This is a genomic window from Paraburkholderia phymatum (assembly GCF_040965635.1).
GTDB classification, from domain to species: domain Bacteria; phylum Pseudomonadota; class Gammaproteobacteria; order Burkholderiales; family Burkholderiaceae; genus Paraburkholderia; species Paraburkholderia phymatum_B.
Genome location: NZ_JBFRCH010000010.1, coordinates 183,653 through 205,615 on the forward strand (window position 1 = coordinate 183,653; position 21,963 = coordinate 205,615).

The following is a 21,963-nucleotide window of genomic DNA, read 5'->3' on the forward strand; positions in this document are numbered from 1 at the left end:
TGGCGCTTCAGGTCCCGGTGGAATCCTGCTGGAGCCAGTCGATGAGACCGTCAATTGCAGGGGTGATGGTGCGCCCGTGCGGCACGACGACATAATATGAATCGCTGGCCTTGAACGAAGCGACGGGCAGCCGGACGAGTTCGCCCGTTTCGATCAGATCGTGGACCAGTCTTCCCCAGCCAAGGGCAATGCCCTGGCCGTAGCGTGCGGCCTCGATGGCGTCCGTATAAAGACTGCAGCGTAGCGCAAAGTTCAAACGCACCGGCCTGAATCCCACAGCCTGAAACCATTCTTCCCACCTCATCCAGCCTTCCGAAGTCGCATCGGACTCGATGAGAACGGCGTTAGCGACATCCTGCAGCGATTCTGGCGTACCTCTTGACTTCACCCACTCCGGCGAACAGACGGGGAAAACTTCTTCGTCGAAAAGCAGGGTTGCGGAGCCATCGCCCCATTGTCCGTTTCCGAATCGAACGGCGACATCGATCTCCTTGGGCCGAAGGTCGGCGGTGAACATCTGCGTGGAGATGCGTAGCTGAAGGTCCGGTTGAGCCTTCTTTAGCGATGCCAGCCGGGGCAAGAGACGAAAATGAGTGAAGGCAGACGTTGCGGCAAGCACCAGTTCCTGCTGGACGGGCCCGCTTGATAGCCGGTCGAACACGCCGGCAATTTTCTGCATCGACTCGGCGACCACGAGATACAGCGCTTCACCCTCATCTGTGAGTTCGATTGAACGATGCAGGCGATTGAAGAGCCGGGTCCCAAGCGTTTCCTCAAGAAACTTGATCTGTCGACTGACTGCCGCTTGCGTCACCCCGAGTTCATCGGCTGCCAGCGTGAAGCTGCTGTGACGCGCGACCGCCTCGAATTCGACGAGGGCGGTCACCGAAGGGATGAGCCGCCGGTATCCCTTGGTCCGCGCAGTGACCGGTTTCATCTGGCTCAGGTGCGCGTCGGTTGTGATTGGGAAACGAGCGTCGACCCGGAGTGAGCCACGACCAGTACGGTGCAGCCTTCCTTTGACGATGTACTGTGCCGCGAACCCGCTGGATACGACACCGTGTGCCCGGGAAGAAAATTCGTACCGTCGTCGTCGGTGAACACACCATCGAGAACCAGGATCAACTCGGTCGAGTCGTGCTGATGCTCCAATGAACGCGCGCCGGGTTGCAAACGCATCCAGTAGCTACTCCAGGCCCCGCTCTCGTCGTCGGCGACTGGAATCCAGAAAAAGCCGGGAAGTACCGTTTCTCCGATTTTCATCGGCCGCCAGTCTCGTTCATCGATTGAATACCAACGACGACCATCTTTGACGCGCAAGCCAAAGAACACCATTTCTTCGCGCATATGCCCGGTTGTCATTTTCTCTAACGTCCAATGTGTGAACACAAGTGGAAATCCTGCTTCTCATGCCTTCGTGTCTGAACCGCTCGCTGTTCCTGGTGTCCCCACCGGAGCACATCCCGCTACGCATCGGCCAACACCTGCGTTTGGCCCTGCGGTCGCGCGACGCGATAAGCATTCGGTGATTCGCCAAATTCTTTTCTAAACTCGCGGCCAAGATGAGATGCGTCAGAGAAGCCGCACGAGGAAGCAATGTCAGCGACAGTGCGGTCCGAACTCGTGAGCAGCCACGACGCCATCCGTATCCTGATCTGCCGGGCATAGGCCTGGGGCGATTTGCCCGTCTCTGAAGTAAAGAGACGCTCAAGTTGTCGGACCGACATCTCGAGACGTCGAGCCAACTCCGCGAGACTCAATGGCTGCCCAATGTGCTGCTCCATCAACAGGATGGCTCGCCTTACCTTTGGATGCGTCGCGGGTTCCAGTCCTGGCGGGTGTGGCTGCGGAGCATTCCCTTTCTGCGCGTCGTCGACGAGCATGATACGCAGCGCCTTTTGTACGACTGTCGCCTCGAAGTGGCGCAACAGGATAGCCGCGGCAACATCGATTGAAGCTCGTCCACCTGAACACGTGATGCGGCGCCGGTCGATCACGAACAGCCGGTCCGCAACGAGATTGCGTTCATCGACGCCTGGAAAACGCTCGACGAAGTCCCAGTAGTGAAACCAGCTTACGCACATGCGATACCCATCCATCACTTCGGCTCGCATCAACGCAAATACCCCAGTGCATATTCCAACCAAAGTAGCAGACGTCGCCGCAGCGTCATGAATGAACTGAAGCGTGGCTTTGCTTGCGGACGGCCCCGAGTGCAGCAATCCGCCGACGACTACGACGTAATCGAAGGACCCGGCTTCGTCGAAGGTTGTCCACGGCGCGACCTGAATTCCACAGCTTGCCCTGACAGGAACAAGAGATTCGCCGACGATGGTCCACGAACAGCGAACCGGTCTGCTCATGTCACCTTCATCGCTCGCCAGCCTGAGTACATCCACGAAACCGGAAAATGCCGTCAGGGTGAAATTGGGCAACAGGACAATTCCAAAGCGGAGTGGCCGCGTGGTACCGGCTTTGGGGCTGATGAGGTCGCTAAACATGGGACTGCCTGCACTAACGCTTGAAAAGTCACGCTTGAAAAGTCGACCAGGATTCCAACGGCGAAGCTGCTCGCGCTCTCCTAACTGACGTCCGTAAGTTTATTTGAAGGTTTCAGTTTCGATGCTTCGCCATTCGCGCATCATTGCGCCCACTTCCTCCGCGAGCCATTCACGGAACTGAAGATATTCAGGACGAAGTTTTGCGTTCTTATGCGTTATCAAATAGTGGTGACGGTCGTGAAATTCGAGCACATCTTGCACGGGTCGGATCAGTAGCCCTTGTTCGACTTGACGATGGACAAGATGATGCCAGCCAAGCAAGGTGCCCTCTCCCGCTTCCGCTTGCGAAACGAGGAGACGATAGTCGTTGCTTTCCAGATGCTCGTTCTCGACCATCCTTTCCATGCCATCACCCTGCTGAAACCAGTTTCGCCACACGGACCAGTCGACGTGCTCGCAAATCTGCGCACGCCCCAGCAACGAGAGGTTCAACGTCGCGTGCGATAGAAGATCCAAGGGCTTCACTGACCTGCCGTGAAAGTGGCGCTCGTAAAAGGACTGGCTGCAGACGGGATATACGACGTCGTGAAAGAGCGGCTCGACCTCGTACTCCGCCTCGCGCGGTGGATTCTTCGTGATGATGATGTCGGGTTCCATGAGTTCGTCGAGCTCCATGAAATGCTCCGTCACCATCACGTGCAATCGAATATCAGGGAAGCGCTTTCGGAACGACGGCAGCCTGAACGACAGCCAGAGCGCCGAGAAAGTATGCGAGACACAAATCGTCAGCGCATGCCTGTCGGTCCGACGCACCGCCTGGGCTGCCTCAGCGATGTTCATGATCGACAGATAGGACGCGTTGTACAGAATGCGCCCCGCGTCGGTGAGCGCGATGTGCCGCCCTGTCCGTTCAAACAGGGCAACTTCCAGCGAATCCTCGAGCTCCTTGATTTGTCGGCTGATTGCCGCCTGCGTGACGCAAAGTACTTCTGCGGCCTGAGTAAAACTTTCGTACCGGGCAGCCGTGACGAAGCATTTCAGCGCCCGTAACGACGGCATCTGAGCCAGTAATCGGTCGGCAAACACCTGTTTCTTTTGCATGGCTTTCACCTGTGAAGCGGAAGCGCCCGGGTGGCCCGAAGACAACCCGGTCAGCGCTGCGCACTGCCCCCGTGACAATGCGTAGACTGCGCACCCAAGCCGAATAGCTCGCGCGCAAAATCAGTTTGCGAGTCTTCGAGTTAACTGACAAGGGCAGATCACCATCCGCCCCTTCATATTACTCTTCGTGGCCGCCTGCTATGCGGCCCATCGAACTCGCTTCAGCACGCCATCAAGTGCGTCTTTGTACAGTCCGTAAGCGCCTCGACGAGAGAGTTCGGTGTGCATCTGTTCGTTGATACCGCCCGGTGTCATGCATTGCGTAACCATTACCGAAAACGGTTGTCCTGTACGGGCTGCGTCATTCGCAAGCCCTACACAGTAGCCAGACAAGAAAGCTCGCGCCGCGGAGTAGTCGAGACCTTGCTCCACGAGCCAGGACGCCTGGGTTTCGAGAACGGCATAGAAGCTCGCCATCGTCGCCGTCACTGCGGAGAGCGCGTCAAACTTGCGTTCGTCGTCCACCTCCACGGCTTCACCCAACGCCGAAAAAATGGCTTTCGCGACGTCATCTGCGGGGCAGATTGCAGTACTTCCCTTGCCCTCAGCGACGGCTGGCAGCGGAACTGCGCGCGCGACCCTGCCTGTGGGATAACGCGACGAAGCTCGGCGAGAGAGATGCCCGCAATGAAACTGACAATGTGATGACGCGAGCCGAATTCGAGTTCGCCCAGAACTTCCGAGGCAATTTGCGGAACGACCGCAAGGCAAACGACATCCGAATTCTCCAGTACCTCCTGATTACTCGCGCAGACGCGAATCCGTTCGTCCAGCGTCGCGAGTTCCGCAGCGGCATTCGGATTACGGGGAGATAGAGAAATCCCGTCGAATGGAACGCCGAATCTGCACATGCCCGTCACGACCGCTTTCGTGATGATCCCCGTTCCGATGAAACCAAGTCGCATGAAACCTCTTTAATCTGAAGTGCAGCAGTTTCGACTGAAGCCACGACAGCCGGTCCCGGCGGGCCGGGCTGTCGATGGCTTTCAATCGTCGGATAGAACCTAGTCGAGTTTCAGCCAGGTGGTCTTCAGTTCGCAATACTGGTCGTGCGCATAGACGGACTTGTCGCGGCCACCGAAGCCCGATTGCTTGAAGCCGCCGAACGGCGTCGACAGATCGCCTTCGCCGAAGCAGTTCACCGTTACCGTACCGGCGCGAATACGGGCAGCAATCTTGTGCGCGTTATTGACGTTGTCGGTCCACAGCGATGCGGCCAATCCGTAGCAGGTATCGTTGGCAATGCGGACCGCCTCGTCGACATCAGCGTATTCGATAATGCAGACGACCGGGCCGAAGACTTCTTCGCGAGCGATGCTCATCTCCGGCGTGACGTTATCGAAGATGGTCGGCTCGACAAACCATCCACCCGTTTCAGTGCGCGTCGCCTTGCCGCCGCACACGAGACGTGCCCCCTCCGACTTCGCTTTCTCGATGTGAGCGAGCACCTTTTCATAGTGCTTCTCTTCAATCAGAGAACCGAGCTTGACGTCAGGGTCGAGCGGGTCGCCCGTCTTCCATCCTTCGAGAACTGCCAGAACCTTTTCGAGCAACTGCGCCTTCGAGGTCGAATGAACCAGGATGCGAGAACCTGCGCTGCAGTTCTCGCCCATGTTCCAGAATGCTGCGGCGACCGCCTGCTCTGCGACCGCGTCGAGATTCGCGACGTCGGGCAGCACGACTTGTGGGTTCTTGCCGCCGCATTCCAGCACGACCCGCTTCAGGTTCGTGTCCGCGGAATAGCGAAGGAATCGCTTTCCCGTTTCCGTGGAGCCAGTAAACGCAACGAGGTCGACGTCGGCATGGCGACCCAATGCCTGGCCTGCACTTTCGCCAAAGCCGGTCACGACGCTGAAGACGCCTGCTGGCACGCCGGCTTCCGCCGCGAGGTCGGCGATACGCAGCGTGGAAAGCGAAGTCTGTTCGGCAGGCTTCACGATGACGCTATTGCCGACAGAAAGTGCCGGGCCGATTTTCCAGGCAAGCATCAGCGCCGGGAAATTCCACGGCAGCACTGCGCCCACGACACCGATCGGTTCGCGGGTAATCATGCTCACGACGCTCGCGCCCGATGGCGACAGCGCGTCGTAACGCTTGTCGGTGACTTCCGCGTGCCAGCGGATACATGCCGCCGATTCGGGAATGTCCAGTCCCATGCACTCGCTAATGGGCTTGCCCGCCTCGAGCGCTTCGAGAAGCGCCAGTTCTTCGGCGTTCTCTTCGATCAATTGTGCAAGACGCGATAGCACTGCTTTTCGCTGAGCCGGTGCCGCCTTTGACCATACACCGGACTCGAACGCATCTCTCGCTGCCGCGACCGCTCGGTCGACATCTTTCGTATCGCACTTTGCGATATCGGCCAGTGTCTTTCCCGTCGACGGATTCAGGGTCTGGAACGTCTCGTTCGACGCGGCTGGACATCGTTGCCCGGCGATAAACGCTCGTCCGTCGAGCGACAACGCTTCTGCTTTCTGTTTCCATTCCTGATAGGTCGTCATGTCCTGTCCTCACAGATTTAAAGCTCGGCTCCCGCCGAAAATTCCTTCATCCAGATAGCCGCGGTGACAGCGACGTCGGCAATGGGACGAACCGGCAGCGAGCGCGGATGCGGTTGATTCAAAAGCTGACGAACGAGGTCGTTGTCGTGACCGAGCGCGTACTCGGCGATAAGCTTCCCCGATGCAGACCCTCTGCTCAGACCCAGGCCATTGCATCCGACAGCTTCATAAACACCATCGCTACGGCGCCCGAAAAGTGCACCGTTGTTGACCGACAGACACAGAGGGCCACCCCAGGTGTACTCGAGCTCGACATCTTTCAGCATCGGGAAGCGCCGGTCAAACGACCGTTGATGCAAGCTCTTCGCTTTCGCTAAATCACCTTGTGACACTTCGAGACTGGGGCGAAACGCAAAGTGATTGCGAACGCAGATGCGGTCAGTACTCAGGCGCCGTATCGTCGAGCCCATCGGGTCGGCCGGAATCAACGCCCACGACCGCGTGCCGCCCAGCCGGCGCACTTCGTCCGCCGTCATCACACGGGTCATCGATGCAAATGTGTACACAGGCAACAGGCCGTTCGGATGTCCGCCGAACGTCGCCGCATAGGCATTCGTGCAGCGAATCACGCGCTTCGCCACGATTTTTCCGGCGGCAAAGGTCAAGACCTTGTTTGTCCCCTGGTCCTCGATTGCCTTCACCGCACTCATCTCGAAGACCTTCACATTTTCCGGCAGCGTCGCAGCAAGACCACGCATAAGGGCTGCCGGCTGGACCGTGCTGCACCCCGGAGTAAAGAGCGCGCCCTCATAGAACTTCGTCCCGGTGACTTTCGCGATCGCGGCTTCGTCGAGCCATTCAAAGTCTTCGTCGATACGGGCGAGTCCTTCGGCAAAATGGGCCAGTGCTGCGTGGCCCTTCTTGTTCACCGAAGCATGAAACTTGCCGTCATCCCGCCAGTCGCAATCGATACCGTATTGCTTCACCACCGAACGTACATAGTCGATGCCGTGGCGTTGCAGTCGAATGTCCGCCTTGTCCGCTTCCACACTTCGCGAGTAGCTCTCACTACTGATGTCGTGCGGCAAGTCGACAAAGAATCCGGAATTCCGCCCAGCCGTCGTGCGCCCAATACGGTCCGCCTCGACCAGCGCAATCGAGGCATCGGGTGCAAGCTCAGCGAGTCGTCGGGCAGCGCATAGCCCCGTAATGCCACCGCCAACAACGACCCAGTCAAATCGTCGTTCGGACGACACAGTATCGGCGGGGCGTGGCGGGGGCAGACTTTCCCACCACCCGTTCACGCCGTCCGGCGCGGGAAAGCGCACGAATTCCAGATTCGAGGTCATGAAAGTTACTGCGCGTTGCGCAACATAGGTTGAACCAGCTTCGCAAACACACTGCGCTCTTCTTCAGTGAGCGTGCCGAGCGGCGCCCGCGCGACACCGACGGGCATGCCCGCCAGCTCACATCCGTATCGAACATATTGAATGAATTTGCCGCTGCGCTCCAGCAGTTCGAGAACGGGCAGCAGTTGCGCCATCAGCTTGCGGCCGGTTTCGAAGTCATTGCGCTTCACGCATGCGTCGAAGAGCGCGGTGTGCGCTTCCGGCAAGAAGTTGGAAGCACCGCCGACCCAGCTCTTCGCGCCCCACACGAAAAACTCGAGCGCCTGGTCGTCCATTCCGCAGCTCAGAATCAGCCTGTCGCGGAAGTGCGTCGCAAGATGATGCAGATGCGAGATGTCGCCGGTACTCTCTTTCATCGCGACGAAATTCGGCCGCTCGAGCAGTTTTTCCAGCACCGTGTCGCCGATTTCCGTCCCCGTGCGTGCGGGGAAGTTGTACAGCATGATGGGCATGTCGAGACTGTCGTCCACTTTCAGCATGTGGCTCAGCAGTTCTTCCTGCGTCGGCTGCGCGTAGTACGGAGCGGCAAGCAATAATGCAGGCAGCCCCGCACGCTTCGCTTCTTGCCCAAGGCGAATGACTTCGCTCGTCGTCGTCGCATTGATGCCGGCAGTGATATAAGTCTCGCCGCCTGCCGCCTCCGCTACCGTGTTGAACGTGCGGACACGCTCGTCGAAACTCAACGCATAGTATTCGCCCGTGGTCCCGCCGATTCCAAGCCCCGCGACTCGAGTCGCGAGATTGGCTGCGTGCTTGCCGAGCAAATCGTGGTTAATTTCGCCATCCGCGTTGAATGGCGTAACCAGAGGCGTATGTACTCCCTCGAAGCTCATCGTCGTTCTCTCTTCAATAAAGGTCGCTACATGCCCTCATCAATTAGACAAGGGCATCCGCATGTGAATAAATCGGGAACTGGTTGCAAAGGTCGCGCACACGGCTACGCACTGCGCGCTCGACGCGTTCGTCTCCGGCGGGCTCTCGTTCGAGCGCCGACAAGACTTCGAGAATCATCTGTCCAATCTGCTCGAACTGCTCGGTTCCGAAGCCGCGCGTAGTGCCCGCCGGTGTGCCAAGCCGGATTCCCGAAGTGACCGTCGGGTTTTCCGTGTCGAATGGAATGCCGTTTTTATTGCAGGTAATACCCGCACGCTCCAGTGCCTTTTCAGCCTGCGTACCCGTTAGCCGCTTAGAGCGCAAATCGACCAGCAGCAAATGATTATCCGTCCCTCCCGTCACCAGACTGAGGCCGCCCGATTTGAGAACGTCGCCGAGCGCCTGTGCGTTACGCAGCACGCGGTCGATATACGCGCTGAACTCCGGACGAAGCGCTTCGCCGAATGCCACCGCCTTGCCCGCGATGACGTGCATCAGCGGACCGCCCTGCAAGCCCGGGAACACGGCCGAGTTGATCTTCTTCGCAATGTCGCCGTTATTGGTGAGGATGAACCCGCCTCGCGGTCCGCGAAGCGTCTTATGGGTGGTGGACGTCACCACGTCGGCGAATGGGACAGGGTTCTCGTGTCTGCCCGCCGCGACAATGCCCGCGATGTGTGCCATGTCGACCATCAACATCGCGCCTACGCTATCCGCAATGTCGCGGAAAGCCGCGAAGTCCAAAGCACGCGGATACGCTGAATAGCCCGCGATGATGAGCTTCGGACGATGCTCCTCCGCGAGCCGGCGCACCTGCTCATAGTCGATGCGGTAGGTGTCGGGACTCACACCGTATTGAACCGCGTTGAACCACTTGCCGGAAAGAGCGGGACGCGCGCCATGCGTCAGGTGGCCTCCCGCGTCGAGGGACATGCCCATCACCGTGTCGCCCGGCTTCACGAGCGCGAGCATCACGGCGCCGTTCGCCTGCGCGCCCGAGTGAGGCTGCACGTTGGCGTATTCGGCTTCGAACAGGGCTTTGACGCGATCGATGGCGAGCGCTTCGACCCTGTCCACGTGTTCACATCCGCCGTAATAGCGCTTCGACGGATATCCCTCGGCGTACTTGTTGGTCAGCACAGTACCCTGCGCTTCCATCACCGCCGCCGAGACAATGTTTTCGGACGCAATCAATTCGATCTGCGTTTGCTGCCGGCGCAACTCCAACGCAATCTCTGATGCGATAACGGGGTCACGGCTCTGGAGGGTTTCGGCAAAAAAGCGTGAGTTCTCGTTCACGTGGTCACTCCGGATGAAATCGTTTGAAGCATGTCTTGCAAGACCATCTGTTGACGCGATGCAGCGTTCGTGGTCGGATAACTGACAAGGCTCGACTCGCCGTGAACAGGATGCGCTGCATCCATTCACGGCAAGTTCATCCTCGTTTTACTGCTGCAACCAGGCCTTCAGTTTGTCCGGGTGTGCGTCGACGAATTTCTTGGCTGCTGTCGCGTAGTCGTTCGTGGAGTTACCTTCGTACTCGATGGATTCGACGTCAGCGAGCGTCAGCTTGAAATGCTTGAAGAAGACGTCTGCGCGAGGAAACTTTGTCGCGAACTGCTTCGATGCGAAGGCGTGAACCTGCTCCTCGCCACCCAGCGTTCCCTTGGGGTCCTTGAGGTAGCGCATTTGCCACTTCTGGAATAGCCAGTGAGGGCTCCAGACCGTGGCGACAATCCATTGCTTCGACTGATAGGCACGCGACACACCTGCGAGCATGCCGGCTTCGCTTGAAGATTGCAGGTTGTAGCCGTTCAGGTCATACGCCTTGATCGTCTTTTCGGAGGCCTGCATCAGACCGCCGCCGGGCTCGATACCCTGGATCGTGCCGTTCAGCTTGCTCTTGACATCCGGCTTTTCGAGGTCGGAAATCGTCGCAACCTGCGACTCGGGTATGTACGCCGGCACTGCCCAACCGTTCTTGCCGCCCGTATAGATGACGCCGACGTCATCCATATCGTTCTTGTATCGCGCGTAATACGCTGCGTGAGTCACAGGTAGCCACCCGCCCACCATGATGTCCAGATCACCCCGGGCCACGCCCTGGTACTGGATGCCGATATCGGCCTGCACGAACTGAACCGGCTGCTTGAGATTGTTCTCCAGAACGTACTTGGCCACGTTGGCTACGGCCAGAACGTCCGCCCAGTTTGTGACGGCCACCTTGATCGGTTCGGCGGCGACCGCGGAGCCACCGCCGACACCCATGGCAACGACCGTCGACACCGCCAGGTTCGCAACCAGCGATTTGAATAGATTGCGTTTCATATAGCACTCCTACTTGATTATCGGATTAGTTAAAAATTGACGGCCGTTGTGAAGCCCTACAAATTCGTCATTCAGGTTCGTGCTGCGGCACGTGGGCCAGTCTTTGCCGTGCGCGCACCGGGTTTGGCTTTCTTTGCCTTTACCCCGAAACTCTCCGTCAGCCGGTCAAGCACGATGGCGAGCAACACAACACCGAGGCCGCCTTCGAAACCAATCCCGATGTCGAGGCGCTGAATGCCGCTCAACACATATTCGCCGAGACCACCGGCACCGATCATCGACGCCACCACGACCATCGAAAGCGCCATCATGATGGTCTGATTCACGCCTGCCATGATTGACGGCAGCGCGTTCGGCAGCTGGATCTTCCAGAGAAGCTGCGAATCGGTGCTGCCGAACGAGCGGCCTGCTTCCAGCAGTTCCTCGCGCACTTGCTTGATGCCCAGCGTCGTGAGGCGCACGACAGGCGGCATCGCGAACACGATCGTCGCAATCACTGCCGGAACACGGCCCAGTCCGAACAGGATGACGGCTGGAATCAGATAGACGAATGCCGGCATCGTCTGCATGAAGTCGAGCAGCGAGCGTAGGACCACCTCTACCCGTTTGTTCCGCGCGCCCCAGATGCCAAGCGGCACGCCGATGACCAGGCTGAAGAAAGTTGCCGCGATCACGAGCGCCAGTGTGGAGACGGTTTGAGCCCACAGGCCCATGTAATGGATGGCCAGAAGAGCAACGCCGACGAAGGCCGAGAACACGACACCGCGTCGCCACAAGGCAAACGCCATGAGAATAACGAGCATGGCGATGAATGGAATGGAAGCCAGCCCATCCTCCAGCAGCTTGACTACTGCACCCAGTGCGGCGGAGAAAGCGTCGAACCCGCCACGAAAATGCTGAAAGAGAAAATTGACTGCATTTTCCGCAAACTTTCCGATGACTGACGAATTCATGCTGCTCTCCGTTCCATAACCTGCTTGAGTATCGTACGGCAGGACACTACGCCTGCGAGTTGTCCCGTCGTATCAGTGACGGGGACATCGTGCTCCTGGCTCAAAGCGATGGCAGCCAGCTCGTGTAAATCCACATCCAGCGAAACGGCGTTCACGTCATGGAGCAGCGCGTCCCGGACAGGGTGCGTGCCCGCCTTGTGCAGCGATGCGGGCGTGACACAGCCTTGATACCGGCCTGCGTCATCGCAGACATAGCCGCACTCGACGCCGCTGTCGATAAGCTGATTGAGGTAACGCTCAGAGGGCGTGCCGATGTCACAAGAAATCAGCCCACGGTCGACGCGCGTCATGAGACTGGAGGCTTTGAGGAACCGCGAAACGTCGACATTGCGAAAGAAGTCCCGCACGTATGAATCGGCAGGCGACTGGATAAGCTCGGCAGGTGTGCCGACCTGAATCAGGCAGCCATCTTTCATGATGCCGATCCGGCCGCCAATTTTGATGGCTTCTTCGATATCGTGCGAAATGAAGACGATGGTCCGCTGCTCTTCCTTCTGGAGCCGCAAAAGCTCGTTCTGCATTTCGAACCGGATCAATGGGTCCAGTGCCGAGAACGCCTCGTCCATCAGAAGCACCGAGGGGTTCACCGCAAGTGCGCGGGCAAGGCCGACACGCTGCTGCATACCGCCGGACAATTCGCTGGGAAGCAGCTTTTCGTACGAGCCCAGACCGACTCGCGTCAGCGCGGAACGCGCGATATCGTATCGCTCTGCTTTCTTCAGTCCTCCGACCTCCAGTCCGTACGCGATGTTGTCGAGCACCGTGCGGTTCGGCAGAAGCGCGAACGACTGGAACACCATGGCCATCTTCTTGCGGCGCACTTCGCGCAGTTCCGTTGTGGACATGGGGGCAATGTCGCGTCCTTCGAGCACGACCTGGCCGGAAGTGGGTTCGATCAGGCGATTGAGCAGTCGAACCAGCGTCGACTTGCCGGAACCCGAGAGGCCCATGACGACGAAGATCTCACCCGCCTTGACGCTGAGACTGACGTCATTGACGGCCACCATGTTGCCCGTCTGCTCGAAAATTTCATTCCGCCCGAGACCTTGCTTTACAAGCTCGGCGGCACGCTCGGGCTTCGGCCCGAAGATCTTCGACAGGTTTCGAACCGTGAGGATATCGGTGCCGGAGACCGCGATGGATTTCGCTACCGGGGAAACGTCTTCCGCTTGGACTGCGCCCGGATGGAGCACGCCTTCCGGCGCGAATGTCAGGTTAGGGGCCATTCTGTCATCCCAACTGGCAGGTTCAAGAAATCGAAGCGCGCGACCTGTAGCCTTCACAAAACCATGCATCTAAAGGCATCGCTTGCTCTCGCCGGATACACCTAGCCAGTTTCGTCTCGAAGCTGTGGGTGTATCGGCGGAGGCAAACGTCGCGAAGCACTTAAGTCAAACAAGTCACTATTCCACGCACAAAATGCAGAACATTCGTGCGTCAGGCGTCGCGCTAGTCGGTGGTTAATGCATGGATTGCAGCGTACCAAGCCAAATTGACTCATCCAGCTACATTTTCTGGGCACTTTTCCATACCTTTGGTAATGGAAGGCGCTTTTGTAGTGCTTGTAGAAAAGAGATGCTGGGAATGAATTTCGCGCGCAGCCTTTCTGGCTGTGGATTTGCGGGGGCAGCACTCTCCACTGCGCGGTCTCTCGCCCCTTCAGCTCTAATGCAATCGCAGCCGCCGCATAGGGAATGTCCTATGTAGGGTCTACGAGAGTACTTCTCGCGGCCTGCACGCGATGAGTCTCTGCATTGCCAGAACAAGCCGGCGAACCAGGCGCAACGCGACGAACGGGCTTATCGAACGCAAGAAAGCTGAACGCAAGAAAGCTGCGATGAAATGTGCATGTTCGAGCATCTCGCTCACGGCAGCACCTTTTAGGCTGGCTTAAACGGAAATGCCAGGAAAAGCGAACGACGCAACGGATGATCACGGGCAGAAAGCAATGACCGTGATAAAGCTAAAGGCAATTCGATTTCTTTATCCGCGATCTTGCTCAAAATCTAATCAATGTGAAGATGCTTCGCATCGACATTAAATGCCGCGGCTAATTAATGTGCAATGCGCGTGTCATCGGTGGTCGTAAAAAGAAACGCCTTTTTTGTGACAGCGTCACATTCCGCTCGACTGCCGCAGTGCGCAATGCAGCAGTCGCCAATGATGCCGCACATCGCGCGCGTACTTCGCGACACACACAATCGGCAAAAAGTCGCTGCACGACATCACGCTGAACCTGCATCACGAGAAAAAAGTACGCAACGCCGCCACGCACGACGCACATTGTTCTCGTGAAGCATACGCATATTACTAGATATCTTGCGATTAGATACTATTCCGTTACCAATCGAATCCTTGAATAACAAATTGCTTACACAACGGCTTATTGGCATTCTTTTTCGCAACGCGTTTTGATTCATTTCTCTGACACGCGCAAACGATAAATTTCGATGGCTGAGGTAAGCAAACGCTTCAGCACGAACAGCTCCAATTACAGATCAGGGGTAACAGAACAGATCTCGCAAGTTCAGGACAGGAGCAAATATTTTAATTCTGATTGTCTTCTGGAGATAGGAAATGAAAAAACGAAGCCTGATTCAGTCTGGTGTTACATTAGGATTACTGACTGGCTCAATACTCTTCCCCACCCTTCAAGCAGGTGCAGCACCTCAAAGCAACATGGAACTGCTGCCGACCGGGCAGTTCATCTCCCCGAGAGCGATCCCGGGTGCAGTGCAGCAGTTGTTGAACCCGCAACTTTCGGCGAAGCCGGGCCAGATCGTCAGCGGCGCCATCAAGTCGCAGTTGAGCCCAGACGGCAACACGCTGGCAGTGATCACCGCTGGCTACAACACGGTCTACACGGGCGCTAACAACAGCACGTTGGACAGGGCCGATTCGACGCAGTACATCTTCATCTACGACGTGTCGGGCGCGAACAAGGCGAACCCGAAGCTGGTGCAAGCGATTCACCAGACCAACGCGTTCGATGGTCTCGCGTGGAACGGCAACCAGACGCTCTATGGCACGGGCGGCGCTGACGACAAGGTCTACGTGTACAGCCGCGCCTCGGCTGCGCCTTCGGCCCAATGGGCCCAGTCCGCGGCCATCGCGCTGAACCACTCGAAGGGCATCGGTTCGGGCGTGAAGCCGAACGCCGGCGGCCTCGCTGTCTCCGCTGACGGCCGGACGCTCGTCGTTGCCAACAACTACAACGATTCGATCTCCATCATCGACACGGCCTCGAACACGCTCACGTCGGAATACGACCTGCGTCCGTTCAACACGTCGGGCCAGCAAGGCGCCGCCGGTGGCGAATATCCTTGGGCAGTTTCGCTGAAGGCCGACGGCACCGCGTTCGTATCGTCGGTGCGTGACCGTGAAGTCGTGGTGCTGAACCTGTCGAACCCTGCCGCGCCGCAATTCGTCTCACGCATCCCGGTGCAGGGCAACGCTTACGGCATGGCCTTCTCGCCTGATCAGTCGAAGCTCTATGTCGCCGTGTCGAACGCCGACCAGATCGCCGTCATCGACACCGCCAGCCACAGGGTCGAGAAGACGATCGACATCGCCAGCCAGAACGGCGACGGCAACGACCAGGGCAGCGGCAACAACAAGAAGTACAGCGGCCGCGATACGGTCAACGTGACTGTTTCGAAGGACGGCAAGACGCTGTACGCCGTCAACAACGGCGACAACTCGATCGCCGTGATCTCGCTCGATGGCAACAACGGCTATCACGTCAACGGCCTGATCCCGACCGCCTATGCGCCGAAGGACATCACGCTGAGCGCCGACGGCTCGCAGATGTACATCATCAACGGCAAGTCGAACACCGGCCCGAATCCGCTCTATACGTCCGGCACGACGGCCCAGTACCAGTTCGGCCTCGAGCAGAGCAGCCTCGTCAGCGCCCCCGTTCCGTCGGGCGATTCGCTCGATCGCCTGACCAGCCAGGTGAACGAAAACAATCACTATTCGGTGAAGTTGTCGGATAGCGATCGCGAGACGATGAACTTCCTGCGTGCTCACATCAGGCACGTGATCTACGTCGTGAAGGAAAACCGCACGTTTGACCAGATCCTCGGCGATCTCGGCAACGGCTCGAACGGCGATCCGTCGCTGACGATGTACGGCAAGGCCACCACGCCGAACTTCCACAACATTGCGAACAACTTCGTCACGGTCGACAACTTCACCGACCCGGGCGACGGTTCGATGGACGGCTGGTCGTGGGTGCAGCACGCGCACGTCACGCCGACCGAAGAGGTCTCGCAGCAGGAGAACTACGCTGGCGTCACCCGTGGTATGTCGTATGAATCCGAAGGCAGCAACCGCGGTGTGCCCGTCGGTCTCGCGACGACCGCGATGCGCGATGCGGCGGTCAACGGTGGCTTCACCAGCGCGACGTCGTCGCTGCCGGGCGGCACGGCCAACGCGCTGCCGGGCATCGCCGATGTGACCGTGCCCGATGCCCCGTTCGGCTATCAGAAGGCGAGCATCTACGATGCGGTTCTGCAAGCAGGCGGCTCGGTTCGCAACTACGGGGGCATGGTCAACAACGTCGGGTCGATCGGCACGATCGCCAACCCGTTGCTCAACCCGGCCGGCGCCAACAACGTCCAGGCTCACCCGCTCAAGCCGTCGCTCGTGAACCTGACGGACCAGTTCTATCGCGGCTTCGATCAGGCCTATCCGGACACGTTCCGCGAACTCGAATGGAACCGCGAGTTCCAGCAGTACGTCGCGAATGGCCAACTCCCGTCGTTCGAGTTCGTCCGCATGGGCTCCGACCATACGGGCAGCTTTGCGCAGAACGTCGGCCAGATGGGTTCGGCTGAGCAGCAAGAAGCGGATAACGACTTCGCAGTCGGCAAGCTGGTCGAGACGGTCGCGCACAGCCCGTACGCGAAGGACACGGTGATCGTGGTGGTCGAGGATGACTCGCAAGCCGGTTCCGATCACGTCGACTCGCATCGCTCGACGGCTTACGTCGTCGGCGCGTACGTGAAGAAGCACGCCATCGTCAGCACCGCCTACAGCCAGGTCAACGCGCTGCGTACCATGGAAGATCTGCTCGGTACCCAGCACATGGACCTGAACACGGCGTACGCCAAGCCGATGGCCGACCTGTTCGACACCAGGTCGGACGGTTCGTGGACGTACACGGCCGTTGCCTCGACGATCCTGAAGGGCACGAACGTGGGCAACGTGGCCAGCAGCAACGGCAGCCAGTTTGCCCAGGGCGAGGACATTCATCCGCTGCATGACGCGACGTACTGGGCGAACGCGACGAAGGACTTCGACTTCTCCAGGGAAGATCGTATTCCGCCGGAACTGTTCAACCGTGTGCAGTGGAAGGGTGTGATGGGTGACAAGCCGTATCCCGTCCCGCACTCGATCTACTCGAAGGTCGCGGCCGAAGGCTCGAAGACGGTCGCAGCTATCGACGACGACGACGATTGAGCCAGTAGTCGCGTCGTTCTGTTCGAGCGCATCGGGCAGGCTCGCATTGCCTGATGCGCGCGATCCGCAGTAGCCACTCACGGCGGGTGGCTGTCCCCCAAAGGACGGCTGCCCGCCGACGTTCTCCCTATCCGCACACGACAATAACCAGCACAGCGTGATGCCAGCAAACGTCCCCCGATCCCGAACCGCAATTGCCGTATCGGCGCTATTTGCCGCTTTGTCGTTCGCCCCTCTGGCGAAAGCTCAACAACCTCAACAAGCTCAACAGGAGCAGTTCGAGCAGGCCCAGGCTCAACAACAGACCCAACAACAGACCCAACCTGCGGGCACGCTCGGCGAGGTCTCCGTCAACGCCGCGACGGCCGCGAGCGCGCCCGACCACAACGTCAACGACCCGTACGAGGTCCCGGGCGTCAGCAAGACGGGCACCGCGCTCGGCGACCTGCCGATGAGCGTGGAGATCATTCCGCGCGGCATTCTCGACGAACAGGGCGTCACGTCGTTGCAGGAAGCGATCCGCAAAGGCAACGTGTCCGGCGTGAACTATGGCGGCACGGATTCGAAAGGCTTCACCGACCACTTCATGATCCGCGGCCTTCAGGCGCAGACCTATGACGACGGCTTCTCGGACGGCGACCAGGTCAACGGCCCGACGCATTCGCTGCTGGGCGTCGAGCGCATCGAAGTGCTCAAGGGACCGGGGTCGGCGCTGCTCGGCAGCGGCCCTCCGGGCGGCTCGATCAACCTGATCCACTACACGCCGTCGGCGCAGTTCCACTGGGGCGGCGATATCCAGGCCGGCTCGTTCGGCGCCGTCAACGTCAGTGGCTACGTCACGGGCCCAACCGGCATCGACGGACTCAACTATCGCGTGGACGCCGCGGCCGGCCGCTCCGACGGCTACCGCGACCTGGCGTCCTGGAACAAGGAAATACGTCCCGATCTGCAATGGAAGATCGGCGATCACAAGATCGAATTCTCGATCGACGCGCAAGACTACATGGCAACGCCCGACTCGTACGGGATCATCTATCACAATGGGGCGCCGATCCGTAATGTCCCGTTCGACGCCAAATATTCGACGCCGTTCGCGAACGCGCACGGCAATTACGTACGCGCCGCGCTCACGGACGAGTGGCGCATCAGCGACTACCTGACGATCAACAATCGTCTGTCGTACATGCATCACACGCTCGACTTCTACAGCAACGGCGACAGCACGCACGCGAAGATCAAGGGCAACACATTTACGGGCCGCCAGTTGCGCGATCAAAACGATTCGCTCAACACGCTCGACTACCAACTGGAGCCCGTCTGGAAATTCTCGACGGGCAGCGTCCGCCATACGCTGCTGACGGGCTTCGAATACCTGCACCAGGATCTCAACACCGACAAGACGACGGCCGACCTTCCGGACATCGCCGACATCTTCGCGCCCGTGCCGCTGGAAACCTCCATCGCAAGCCTGCACTTTCAGTGCGCGCCATCTCACTCGTGCCAGAACGACCATGTGAGCGCGAACTTCTACAGCCTTTATGCGACCGATCAGGTGGACGTGACGGACAAGTTCAAGATTCGCGCGGGCGTGCGCAAGGACTGGTTCGGTACGTCGCTGACCTTGAACCCGCGCCCGGGCGAGCCGAACCGTACTGCCAACGACGGCATCACGCTGGTTCAGGGCAATACGTACACGCGCAACGATGCGCCGACCAGCTGGAACGCCGGGGTGCTGTACAAGGTCACGCCCTGGATGACGCCATATTTCGGCGTATCGCGCAGCTACCTCGCGAACTTCAACTCCGAGAACGATGCGTTCTCCATCGGCCCGCCGGAATCGGCGCTGCAATACGAGCTAGGCGTCAAGTGGTCGCTCGGCGACGGGCGCTACGTGCTCAACACCGCGTTGTTCGACGTGAAGCGGCAACACGTGGCGACCCCGCTCGGCGAGGACCAGATCGCGTTCGATTCGCAACGCACGCGCGGCGCCGAGGCCTCGCTCGATGCGGATCTCACACCGAACTGGCACGTGTACGCGAATTTCACCGCGCAGCACGCGCGTGTCACAGATAGCGCGGACACGCCTGGCGCGGTCGGCACGGTCCCGCAGGGCGTGCCCGCCTATATGGCGAACCTGTGGACGACGTACCGCTTCAGCCTCTTCGGCAGGGCGGGCTTTCATGCGGGTGCGGGCATCAATTACATGAGCCGGATGTCGAACGGCTTCGCCAACGGCTACGACTGGGCGCCTGCTTCTCTGATCGAGAACCTGCAATTCGGTTACGCGGAGCGTCACTGGGGAGTCGACCTGAACATCGACAACGTCACCAACCAGCGCTACTACATCGCGAGCAACGTGGTCGGCGCCTATCTCGGCGCGCCCGTGGCCGCCTACGTCACCCTGCATGCGGATTTTTGAGGAGGATCGATCATGTCGATGGACATCCTGTTACGCGTCGCCCATCAATCCGGCGGCGTGCTGTATGTGATCGCCGTGCTGCTGTTCGTCTCGCTGACCGTCGTCATCGAGCGGCTGTGGTTCCTGCATCGAGTCGCGCGCGACGCGAACGCGGCGCTTGCCGAACTGGACCAGCACAAGACGCTGAACGCGAGCACGCTCGCGGCCTGGGCCCAACGTCACGACGGACTGCCTACAGGCAGCGTGATTGCAACCGCAAGCCGGCTCACCGGACGCGCCGATCGCGACACGCTCGCCGCGAGCCTGGAGGAAGCGGTGATGCGCGAAGCTCCGCGCATCGACCGCTTTTTGTGGGTGCTCGATACGGCCGTCACGCTGGCGCCGCTGCTCGGCCTGTTCGGGACGATCGTCGGCATGTTCGACGCGTTTCAGGTGCTGTCGAATCCGGGCAACGCGCCGACTCAGGTGACGGGAGGCGTCGCCGAGGCGCTGATCGCGACTGCGTCCGGCCTCTTCGTCGCGATGATCGGGCTCGTGTTCTTCAACGGCCTGCACAACCGCGTGCGTATCGTCGTTCATCAACTCGATACGCTGAAGACCGCGCTCGTCAATCGACTGACGAGCGACATCGCCGATGCCCAGGTCGCGCGAGAAACAGAAAGCGAAATCCGGCGCGGGGTGGTCAGCGCACTTGCGCGGCACGGAGCATGACGTGAAGTACTTTGAGGCGCGCAAGGCGCGCATCGAGATCATCCCGATGATCGACATCATGTTCTTCATGCTGGTGTTTTTCATCATGATCACGCTGCACATGATTCCGAACGCGGGCCTGCGCACGCAGTTGCCGTCGAGCGCGAGCGCGCAGAGCCTGCCGCCGCCGAAGGTGACGGTGACGCTCACAACTGACGGCAGCGTATCGGTCGACGGCCACACGCTCAGCACGGCGGACCTGACCGCACTGCTCGCGAAGCGCCCCGATCCGGCGCATACGGTCGTGACCATTGCCGGCGCGAAGGACGTGCAGTTGCAGAAGCTCATGAGCGTGATGGACGCGTGCCGCGCAGCCGGCGTTACGCAAGTGTCGCTCGCCGCGCAACCGGAAAAGGTGGACTGACATGTCGTCCATGCCGACCGTCACGCAGCATGCGTCGCATTCCGGCGCGCGCAAGCCGCTCTATACGTCGGCTGTGCTCGCGCTGGCCGTCGAGACGCTGCTGCTCGCGGGCGTCGGCGCGTGGCTGATTCGTCCGCATATCGCTGCGCCGAGGCGGCCCGAGCCGATGACGATCGCGTTGGCGCCGCCCGCGCTCGCAGCGCTGAAGTCCGCGCCCGTCCCTGCGCCCATCGCCGCGCGCGAAGCGTCGAAGCCGCTGCCGAAGCCAGCCATGCAGCCGCCTCGCGCTACAACGGCACATCAGGCGCCCGTCGCGCACGCGGCGCAGCCGCAGCCGCGAACGCAACCGAAGCCGGTTGCGCCACCGCCCGCTCCTGCTCCTGCTCCTGCAGCGACCACCGAGCCCGCACAAACCGCCGCGCCGACCGAACCCGTGCCTGCACCGCGTCCCGCGCCAACGCCAGTGCCCGCCCGCTCCGACGCGAGTTTCGAAGCCGCGCTGCGAGCCGCGATCCAGGCGGCGCTGCGCTATCCGGAATCGGCTCGCATGGAAGGGACGACGGGGCGCACGCTCGTCGCGTTTGTCTATCGTGACGGCGCGGTGTCCGACATACGCGTCGTGACATCCAGCGGCATGGGCCTGCTCGACCACGCCGCGCTCGCGGCCGTGCGCGACGCCGCGTGCCCGCCTCCGCCACATGGACTCGAGGGCAAGAGCCTGCCCGAACAGCTATGGGTCGACTTCACGCTCGACGGCAAGGGATAGCGCGTTTCTACTCCATTGATCAATAGCACTACGGCGGTCCACTGTGCGTGATCGTCGGCGGGTCACACCGTCTGCTTCGAAAGCCTATCCACGAGAAGAAATCCTATGGCATTGCGTCGCGTGGCGACAGCGCTGCCGACGGGCCTGCTCGAACCGCCGCTGATCCTCGCGATGGGAGGCGTGGTGCTGGTGATCGTGCTGGCCATGATGCTGCCGATCATCGAGCTGAACAACCTGGTGCAGTGACGGCGGGTGTCACGCCGCCAGGACGTGACGGCGCACTGTAACCGGAGAGCGTCGCGCCGTCACAGCGGAAGAAATCAGCGCACGTAGATGGTCGGGCCGGGCGCGTTCGCGGGCAGGAACACTTCGGAGCGCGCGCCGTTGCGATCGATGATGATCGAGCGCGCGCGCA

General features: G+C 59.9%; 19 protein-coding genes. 6 read left to right on the forward strand and 13 right to left on the reverse strand.

What is annotated here, in order from left to right; genetic code table 11:
• Nucleotides 1-7: 7 nt before the first annotated feature.
• The 13 genes from AB4Y32_RS19815 to AB4Y32_RS19875 form a co-directional block, all read right to left on the reverse strand.
• Entirely contained in the window at nucleotides 8-937 is a 930-nt protein-coding gene (locus AB4Y32_RS19815; protein ID WP_368722964.1) for a LysR substrate-binding domain-containing protein, read from the reverse strand.
• Nucleotides 938-942: 5 nt separating this feature from the next.
• Nucleotides 943-1,389 (reverse strand): cupin domain-containing protein, encoded by a 447-nt coding sequence (locus AB4Y32_RS19820; protein ID WP_368722965.1) that lies wholly within the window; start codon nucleotides 1,387-1,389, stop codon nucleotides 943-945.
• A gap of 77 nt (nucleotides 1,390-1,466) precedes the next feature.
• Nucleotides 1,467-2,501, reverse strand: a complete 1,035-nt coding sequence (locus AB4Y32_RS19825; RefSeq protein ID WP_368722966.1) for a GlxA family transcriptional regulator — start codon at nucleotides 2,499-2,501, stop codon at nucleotides 1,467-1,469.
• A 99-nt stretch (nucleotides 2,502-2,600) separates the two neighbouring features.
• Entirely contained in the window at nucleotides 2,601-3,602 is a 1,002-nt protein-coding gene (locus tag AB4Y32_RS19830) for a LysR substrate-binding domain-containing protein (protein WP_368722967.1), read from the reverse strand.
• Between the two features lie 198 nt (nucleotides 3,603-3,800).
• The gene (locus AB4Y32_RS19835) at nucleotides 3,801-4,079 is read right to left on the reverse strand and encodes a pyrroline-5-carboxylate reductase dimerization domain-containing protein (RefSeq protein ID WP_368722990.1); all 279 of its coding nucleotides are present in this window, start codon (nucleotides 4,077-4,079) and stop codon (nucleotides 3,801-3,803) included.
• Nucleotides 4,080-4,087: 8 nt separating this feature from the next.
• Nucleotides 4,088-4,567 (reverse strand): NAD(P)-binding domain-containing protein, encoded by a 480-nt coding sequence (locus AB4Y32_RS19840; RefSeq protein WP_368722968.1) that lies wholly within the window; start codon nucleotides 4,565-4,567, stop codon nucleotides 4,088-4,090.
• A gap of 99 nt (nucleotides 4,568-4,666) precedes the next feature.
• A complete protein-coding gene (locus AB4Y32_RS19845; RefSeq protein WP_368722969.1) occupies nucleotides 4,667-6,160 on the reverse strand; it encodes an aldehyde dehydrogenase in 1,494 nt (497 codons plus the stop codon).
• A gap of 17 nt (nucleotides 6,161-6,177) precedes the next feature.
• Nucleotides 6,178-7,509, reverse strand: a complete 1,332-nt coding sequence (locus AB4Y32_RS19850; RefSeq protein ID WP_368722970.1) for an NAD(P)/FAD-dependent oxidoreductase — start codon at nucleotides 7,507-7,509, stop codon at nucleotides 6,178-6,180.
• Nucleotides 7,510-7,514: 5 nt separating this feature from the next.
• Nucleotides 7,515-8,402, reverse strand: coding sequence for a dihydrodipicolinate synthase family protein (locus AB4Y32_RS19855; RefSeq protein ID WP_368722971.1), 888 nt, complete (start codon nucleotides 8,400-8,402; stop codon nucleotides 7,515-7,517).
• 43 nt (nucleotides 8,403-8,445) lie between these two features.
• Nucleotides 8,446-9,741 (reverse strand): serine hydroxymethyltransferase, encoded by a 1,296-nt coding sequence (gene glyA / locus AB4Y32_RS19860; RefSeq protein ID WP_368722972.1) that lies wholly within the window; start codon nucleotides 9,739-9,741, stop codon nucleotides 8,446-8,448.
• A 147-nt stretch (nucleotides 9,742-9,888) separates the two neighbouring features.
• Nucleotides 9,889-10,770, reverse strand: a complete 882-nt coding sequence (locus AB4Y32_RS19865) for a glycine betaine ABC transporter substrate-binding protein (RefSeq protein WP_368722973.1) — start codon at nucleotides 10,768-10,770, stop codon at nucleotides 9,889-9,891.
• Nucleotides 10,771-10,841: 71 nt separating this feature from the next.
• Entirely contained in the window at nucleotides 10,842-11,723 is an 882-nt protein-coding gene (locus AB4Y32_RS19870) for an ABC transporter permease (RefSeq protein WP_342944323.1), read from the reverse strand.
• Entirely contained in the window at nucleotides 11,720-13,009 is a 1,290-nt protein-coding gene (locus AB4Y32_RS19875) for a glycine betaine/L-proline ABC transporter ATP-binding protein (protein WP_368722974.1), read from the reverse strand. Before AB4Y32_RS19875 ends, AB4Y32_RS19870 begins: the two co-directional genes overlap by 4 nt.
• A gap of 1,453 nt (nucleotides 13,010-14,462) precedes the next feature.
• On the opposite strand from AB4Y32_RS19875, the gene AB4Y32_RS19880 reads away from it, so the two are divergent.
• From AB4Y32_RS19880 to AB4Y32_RS19905, 6 genes are all read left to right on the forward strand, one after another.
• A complete protein-coding gene (locus AB4Y32_RS19880) occupies nucleotides 14,463-17,249 on the forward strand; it encodes a beta-propeller fold lactonase family protein (protein WP_368722975.1) in 2,787 nt (928 codons plus the stop codon).
• A gap of 220 nt (nucleotides 17,250-17,469) precedes the next feature.
• Nucleotides 17,470-19,668: a TonB-dependent receptor gene (locus AB4Y32_RS19885; protein ID WP_368722976.1), complete on the forward strand. Its 2,199-nt coding sequence runs from the start codon at nucleotides 17,470-17,472 to the stop codon at nucleotides 19,666-19,668.
• A gap of 12 nt (nucleotides 19,669-19,680) precedes the next feature.
• On the forward strand, nucleotides 19,681-20,379 hold the full coding sequence (locus AB4Y32_RS19890; RefSeq protein WP_368722977.1) for a MotA/TolQ/ExbB proton channel family protein: 699 nt from the start codon (nucleotides 19,681-19,683) through the stop codon (nucleotides 20,377-20,379).
• Nucleotide 20,380: 1 nt separating this feature from the next.
• Nucleotides 20,381-20,782 (forward strand): ExbD/TolR family protein, encoded by a 402-nt coding sequence (locus AB4Y32_RS19895; RefSeq protein WP_368722978.1) that lies wholly within the window; start codon nucleotides 20,381-20,383, stop codon nucleotides 20,780-20,782.
• Between the two features lies 1 nt (nucleotide 20,783).
• Entirely contained in the window at nucleotides 20,784-21,548 is a 765-nt protein-coding gene (locus AB4Y32_RS19900; RefSeq protein ID WP_368722979.1) for a TonB family protein, read from the forward strand.
• 105 nt (nucleotides 21,549-21,653) lie between these two features.
• Nucleotides 21,654-21,794 carry a hypothetical protein gene (locus AB4Y32_RS19905; protein ID WP_368722991.1) on the forward strand — a complete coding sequence of 47 codons (141 nt, stop codon included), beginning with the start codon at nucleotides 21,654-21,656 and terminating at the stop codon, nucleotides 21,792-21,794.
• Nucleotides 21,795-21,963: the final 169 nt, after the last annotated feature.